The sequence below is a fragment of the Desulfovibrio sp. 1214_IL3152 genome (assembly GCF_036763055.1).
Lineage (GTDB): Bacteria > Desulfobacterota > Desulfovibrionia > Desulfovibrionales > Desulfovibrionaceae > Desulfovibrio.
Window position 1 is genome coordinate 1 of the sequence record NZ_JBAIYW010000021.1, and the last position, 6,746, is coordinate 6,746.

General features: G+C 56.0%; 4 protein-coding genes. 3 read left to right on the top strand and 1 reads right to left on the bottom strand.

Annotation, left to right across the window (positions count from 1 at the left end; genetic code table 11):
• On the top strand, positions 1–2,022 hold a 2,022-nt coding region (locus V6C07_RS00350; RefSeq protein ID WP_333534354.1), incomplete at its 5' end, for a hypothetical protein.
• Positions 2,023–2,345: 323 nt separating this feature from the next.
• On the opposite strand, the gene V6C07_RS00355 is transcribed toward V6C07_RS00350, so the two are convergent.
• The gene (locus V6C07_RS00355) at positions 2,346–3,026 is read right to left on the bottom strand and encodes a polyphosphate polymerase domain-containing protein (RefSeq protein ID WP_333534355.1); all 681 of its coding nucleotides are present in this window, start codon (positions 3,024–3,026) and stop codon (positions 2,346–2,348) included.
• 243 nt (positions 3,027–3,269) lie between these two features.
• Here V6C07_RS00355 and V6C07_RS00360 point away from each other — a divergent pair, with 243 nt between their 5' ends.
• Both V6C07_RS00360 and V6C07_RS00365 read left to right on the top strand, forming a co-directional pair.
• Positions 3,270–5,534 (top strand): CotH kinase family protein, encoded by a 2,265-nt coding sequence (locus V6C07_RS00360; RefSeq protein WP_333534356.1) that lies wholly within the window; start codon positions 3,270–3,272, stop codon positions 5,532–5,534.
• A 33-nt stretch (positions 5,535–5,567) separates the two neighbouring features.
• Positions 5,568–6,227 (top strand): DUF4956 domain-containing protein, encoded by a 660-nt coding sequence (locus tag V6C07_RS00365; protein WP_333534357.1) that lies wholly within the window; start codon positions 5,568–5,570, stop codon positions 6,225–6,227.
• Positions 6,228–6,746 lie beyond the last annotated feature (519 nt).

Here is a 6,746-nt window from a genome sequence, read left to right on the forward strand (position 1 = left end):
CAAGGCGCGATTACCGTCACCGCCAGCGACGGCGAGGCCCTGCTGGCCGCTGACGGCAGCAATGAAGTGACCGGCAGGAATGTGGACATCTCCGGCTCCACCTCAGGCCTCAACGCCAGCGGCGTGGGCAGCAATACCGTCACGGGTACAGGCGGCAGCATCACCATCAAGGGCGATTCCTCCGCCGTTTTCGCAGGCAATAACACCGGCAATACCAGCAGTGACGTGCATGTGGGCAACAAGATTATCGGCGAAGGCGACACCGCCATCACCATCGAAGGCGGCACGACCGGCATGAACGCAACAGGCGGGGGCCGCAACGAAGTGTCCGGCACGGGCAGCAACGTCGTCACCGTCACGGGCGGGTTAGACGGCATGTCCGCTGACGGCGCTCTTTCCGCCAACAGCATCGTGGCTGATGAAGGCACGGTAGACGTCTCAGGACAATACGCCGTGTCTGCCACCAGCGGCGGGGCCAACTATATTATCGGCAAGGATATCAATATTGCCGGAGCCAGGCAGGAAGCGTCCCCCACTGGCCCGCCGACGGAAGGAGCAGGGATGTTTGTGTCCAATGGTGGCGACAACCAGATTACTGCGACCGATGGCGGCACCGTACATATCTCGGGGTCCCGGGGTATGGATGTTACAGGGCACGGTACCAATGACGTCTCCATTGACGGACACGGCAGCATAAACGTTGCAGGTGAGCTTTACGGCATGCAGGCCAACGGAGCCAGCAGCGCCAACAGCATCAGCCTTGATTCCGGCAGTGTGAGCGTAGCGGCCAATTATGCGGCGGATATAACCAATTATGCTACGGCCATGTCTGCCCTGAACGGCGGTCATAACGAAATCAACAGCGACGGTTCGGTGATAGTGTCCATCACCGCCACGGCAGCAGCGGCTGGTAACGCCATCGCCATGTGGGCCAAGGGCGGCGGTTCGCTGAACATCATCAACGGCGGCCAGGGCAGCAGCGTGAATATCACCGCGCAGGGCAGTCAGGACGGTCAGAACATGGCCCTTAGCGCCAATGACGGCGGCAGGAATGAAATTTCCCTGGGCGCCGGCAGTCAGGTGACAATTCAGGGCAGTGTCAGCACCGACGGCAATGCGGCCAGTGAAAACAAGATTGTTGTTTTCGGTTCCGGCAATACAGTGACTGTATCTGGCAGCGTTGCGCAGGGCAGCCTCAACATCGTGGCCGATGCCGACAATACCTTTACCCTGGTTCTTCAGGCGAGCAGCATTGGCGAATTTGCCAGCCGTTACGCCGATTGGCTCAACGGCCTGACCGACCTTGATTTCTTCGCAGGACTGACTTCGATCCAGTTCCAGTTGGACGGCGAGTGGTCCGGTGCGGACGAAGCCGCCCTGCGGGACGCCCTTTCCGGCTTTCTGGACAAGGTGGATGGCGACAAGGTGTCTTTCACCGGCAGCCATGACGCACAGCCAGAATCGTATGCCGCCGCATTTGAAGATGCCCAGCCCGGCCACGACGGCCCCGGCGCTCATGACGCCAGTGATGATTATGATCCGCTGAACCATGATGTTGACGTCAGCGCGTACCCCACACTGCTCTTTTCCAGCGATGGCAGCGACATCCTCGAAGGCGACGCCCACCTGTACGATGATTCAATGCTTGCCAACTACCACGAAACCGGCCTGTCGGAAGCCGCCCCGGCCGCGGCTTCGGGCAGCCAGCAGGACGACAGCGCTTCCGGGCAGCCCCTTGCCGGAATGGACGACATGTTGCGCGAAGGCGATGACAGCCTGGACAGCGTGCTTCAGCCCGGCCCCGCGGCAGGCGGACACACTGACGGGCATGAGGTTGAAGCCATCGGCATCATTGACCTGACCAACAAGGATGCCCTGAAGAACATCTCCCTGCCCACAGCCTCTGAGGCGCAGCCGCAGGCTTCATACAACGGGGATCACGGCCCCAGAGCTGCCGAGCCGGAAATGCCCGTTGGGGATGTATCGGGCGAGGTGGCCCGGCAAATGGTGGAAAACTGCTAAACCCAGCGGCTGCGCACAGCCCGAACCAGAGAGAACCCGGCGCGCAACGCGCGCCGGGTTCTCTCTTTTCTGCCGAAAATGTGATTTTTGGCAGAATCCACGCCATGTTGTGGCGCGCCGCACTTTCGTGCAGCGTTAGACAGTGTCGTCACGAGCGCCTTTTCCGGTATCTCTGCGTCGAATTTCGCCTTTTATTCCGGTTGAGTGCCATAAGAGTACGCTCCCTGCATAAAAGGTTCGCTCTCCTTGATATACCAAGGAAATTCATCTCGTGATGGCACTCTACATCTAGGGCATTTACACTTTTTCAAAGTTAACACGCCCTAGGCAAAGCCGAAATTCATGAGCGTATGCCGGGCCATGACATATTTTGAAAGCGACAACTGCGTAAACTGCATGCCCGAAAGCAGACCCTCCACCACAGCAGGCAGAAAACTGTCGTATTTAAGCTCCAGAATGGTCAGGCCGTCCGTGCAGACGGGAACCGACACTGCGGAACCCGGCGTGGAAGCCCGCAAACCGGAATCAAAAGTAATCCTCACGTTGCCCGGCACATAGCTGAAGGCTTCCCGCTCGTAGATGACGGTCACCACCGGGCGCAGGCGATTGGCGCAGTGCAGGCGGTAAAACGCCTCCCACACTTCGTCGTTTTGTGCGGCGGCAACGCTCATGTCTCCGGCGCAAAGCCTGTGATACTGGTCTGCTGATACCTTGGCGTGCAGTTTCAGTCCCAGTTCGCCCTCTTTGTGCTTGCGCTCCAGGTGTATGGGGTCAAGCTGATTATTGTACCAGCGCATGCGCCATTTGTCGCGCGTGAAGACGCCACTTTGTTTTTCATGCAGGGCAGTGTCATAGATGTCGTCAAAGTACAGGCTGCTGATAAGGTATTTCCCGTTGGAATGTCTGTCGCGCTGGAGCAGGCACGACACGCGCTGGCGCAAAATGGCAGTATTATCCGGCGACAGGTAATATTTTCGTTCGTATCTGAATTGTTTTTTCCGCATATTTGCGACCCCGCAAAAGAAAGTACCCTTAGAAAGTACCCTTGATGATACTGCTCGAAAAGCCAATGAATTGGCGTTCAGCTTGGCGTAATATGTTGACCTGAAAACGCAATAACTATAGAATATTTTTTTATGCAAGCATAGTCCGTGCTCGTGCCTTGTGCGCAGTGCCTTTTTTACACGCGGCGTACAGCTGGCTGCGCAGCGGACATGCCCCCCCATTGCAGGAAAACACGCGGAAGTATGCGAACGACCATAGTATGCCTGTTTCTGGCTGTAGCGCTGGCATGCGTTGCGGCATCCCTTCTTTTGCCTTCAGGGCTTTCAGGCTTGTCTGCGCCTTCCGGCAGGGAAAGCCTGCGCGAAATCGTTGGCTACACGATACAGCAGGAAAAGGAAAGGATCGAAAGGCCCGTCTTTGATCCCTCCGTCCATTTCCATACGGAATCAGTGCGTGTGAAACTTGCCTGCGGACGGCCTGATGCGCAAATATTCTATACTGTGGACGGCTCCACACCCACCAGGAACAGCACCGCATATACAGGCCCCCTTCATCTCGTTCCCGAACACGGCAGAACCTGCATTGTCGTCAAGGCCTTGGCGGTGGTTGACGGGCAGGAAAGCGCTGTCAGCACGCATAGCTACTTTATTGAGCCGGGCGTTCGTTCGCGTTACGGTTCCTACATTTTTTCCCTGTCTACACAAGATGACAATCTGTACGGGCATGAGACCGGCATCCTTGTGCCGGGCAGGCTGCGGGCTGAATCCGTGCAGAGGCATCCTGAAAAGGACGAAAACGCCCACGACGCCAACTATAAAGGCCGGGGCCGTGCCTGGGAGCGGCCGGTGGATGTGGAAGTTTTTAATCCGGATGGCGTCCGCCTGCTGTCGCAAAAAGCCGGATTGCGTGTTTTCGGCGGTGTGTCGCGGCATTATCCGCAAAAATCACTGCGCCTTACGGCCCGCAAGACCTATGATCCGGCGGCGGGAAAATTCAAGTATCCCTTTTTTGCCGAGCTGGCCCATGAAGATGCCGCCTTTCCTGTGCTTTCCTATGATGCCCTGACGTTGAGCAGTGGAGGGCAGGATCTTTATGATGCGCAGATCCGTACACCTCTGATCGCACGTATTGCCGCCCGGGCCGGATACCCGTGGGTGTCACCAGTGCATTCCGCCGCCGTGTACCTCAATGGCGGCTATTACGGTCATTCTTATCTGACAGTGAGAATGGATGACAGCCTGCTCGAGAGTTTTTTCAATCGTCCTCGCGAAGATTTTGCCACATTTAATGGCGGCGTGAAGAGGCTGCGCTCTTCGCCAAAATACCCGGAACTTTTGAACTGGCGCATGATCAAGGGCTTCAGGGCGTTAACAAGGCGTTGCGAAGTCGAGCCGATGAGTGAAAACCTCTATGCTGCCATTGCAAAGCAGATAGATGTTGATGATTTGCTATTATATTATGCCATCGAAGCCTATATAGACAACAGGGAATGGCTGCACGACGACCAGAACAATATTAAAGTGTGGCGCTATGTGGGGGATGACAGAGTTCAAGGATGCGGGCTTGATGGCCGCTGGCGCTATGTGCTGTATGATATGGATGTTTCTGCCATGAGCCCCTGGGGTGGTGCAACACCCCCTTCCAATCCCACTCTGGAGCGCGCGCTGGCGGCAAGCCCTGTCTTTGCCTCTCTGCTGGAGCGCCCGGAATCGGCAGCACAGTTTGCCAATAATATTTGTGATATGGCTTTTGTTCACTACGCTGAAGGCAATGTGCGGCAGGTCATGCAGGAACTGAACGGCATAAGCCTTGGTGAAGTTGAGCATGCGGCGCGCCACGGCGTGTATAATCCGCCCGGCCTGCAAGAAACCATTGCCAGGGGCCGTGAAAATATTCTTACGTTTTTCCGGGAACGCCCGGAACATGCGCTCAATGAACTGCGCCGCATTCTGGGCTATACCGACCTTTACCATGTAACGGTGGAGGGTTCGGCCCGCCTGAACACCATCAGCCGTCCCGATCCTGAAGGATGGTATTTCGTTGAAAATTCCGTTGAGGTTGCCGCTGTTCTGCCGCCGGACAAGGCCGTGCGGCATTGGGAAGTGAACGGGCAGATCAGACAGGGGAGCAGGATCACGCTTTCCGGGCGCGACGCGGCGGAGGGGCAGGTGCGGGTCAAGCTCGTGACGGAAGATTGCCCACCGCCTCTGGTGCTTGAAAATGCCTATGACCACGGTCATGTCTGCGGTTTTTCAGTGCGCAATACCACAGGCAGCCCGTTTGAAGCGCAGGGCCTGTACCTGAGCGACAGGCTGGGCAAACCCCAGAAGTATGAGTTGTCCGGCGTGGTTTTTAATCCGGGTGAAGCGGTTCCTTTTGTGGGCAAGGGCGCGCGGCATATCTCCGCCCTGAAGAAAATGCAGGTAAATTTCAAGCCCGTGCAGGGTGAAACCATTTATCTGCGCAACAGGGACGGGCAGATCTTGTCCTCTATTACTGTGGAATAACCTTTACCATGTTCTGCATGATGCCGGTGATGTATGACTGAAGAGCTTCGCAAGGTCCTGCTTCTGTTTTCGCAGCAGGAAACGCTGACCATGTTTTCTCTGGCTGTGACAATGGCTGTTGCCCTTGGTTGCGGGCTTGCCATCTATCTGCTGTACCGCTTTTTTTATCGCGGCATTGTATATAATGAAAATTTCGGCGTTCTCATCCTTATTGTCAGCGGCATAACCGCCTTTATCATCATCACCATCGGCACGAACTTTGTTCTGTCGCTGGGTATGGTCGGGGCGCTGTCCATTGTGCGTTTTCGCGCTCCCATCAAAGACCCGCTGGATGTGGGCTTTCTGTACTGGAGCATCGCCGCAGGACTTACCGCCGGGGCAAGGCTCTATATGGTCGCCATTTTCGGTACGGCGGTCATCGGCCTTGTGTACATTGCCATGACTTTTGTTCACAGGGATTCACGGACATTTCTGCTCATCCTGCGCTATGCCCCCGAGGCTGAGGAGCGGGTGAGCGTCCTGTTGCAAAAAATGAAGTGCAAGCTGAAAAACAAGAGCGTTTCGCGAGGAGCCACGGAGCTGACCCTTGAGGTCAAGGTCAGGAAGGGCCGTATAGAATTTATGGATGCGTTTACCGCGGCGGACTTTGTGGACAGCGCCACCCTGGTGGAATATAACGGAACCTATTCGTAAAACAATTTTTTGTGCGGGCAGTGCGTTTGGCGGCGTAATCCGCGGTATTGAAAATATGGCTCAGGGGCATAAAATTCTCCACACTCGTGGAGGGTTTTATGCCCCTTTTTGTGGCGGGCAGCTACTGTCACCGTATGATTTTTTGGCCCAGTGGAGCGTGTTTTCCATGCTACTTTGCATGGATGCATGGTTTGTGCTCATGATTGAGACAACAAATGCGGTATTGTGCATTGCTCATGCCCTGTCAGCACGTCAATGCGCTGCGAAGCTGTGCCGATGTTGAACCGCAGATGCTTTCTTGCCGTCAGATGAATGGGCGTTGTCCGCCTTGTTGCGGCACTATGCGGTCCTTTGCTTTTGCGGAAAAAAGCGGGCATAAAAAAGCAGTAATCCATACTGATAATACAAGGCACAGGCTAGGTTATGAAGCGTTCACGACGTATGTTTCTTATGGGGGCCGGGGCTGCGGGCCTGTCGGCCGTGGCGGGCGGCAGTGATGCACTGGCTGCCGCAAATGAC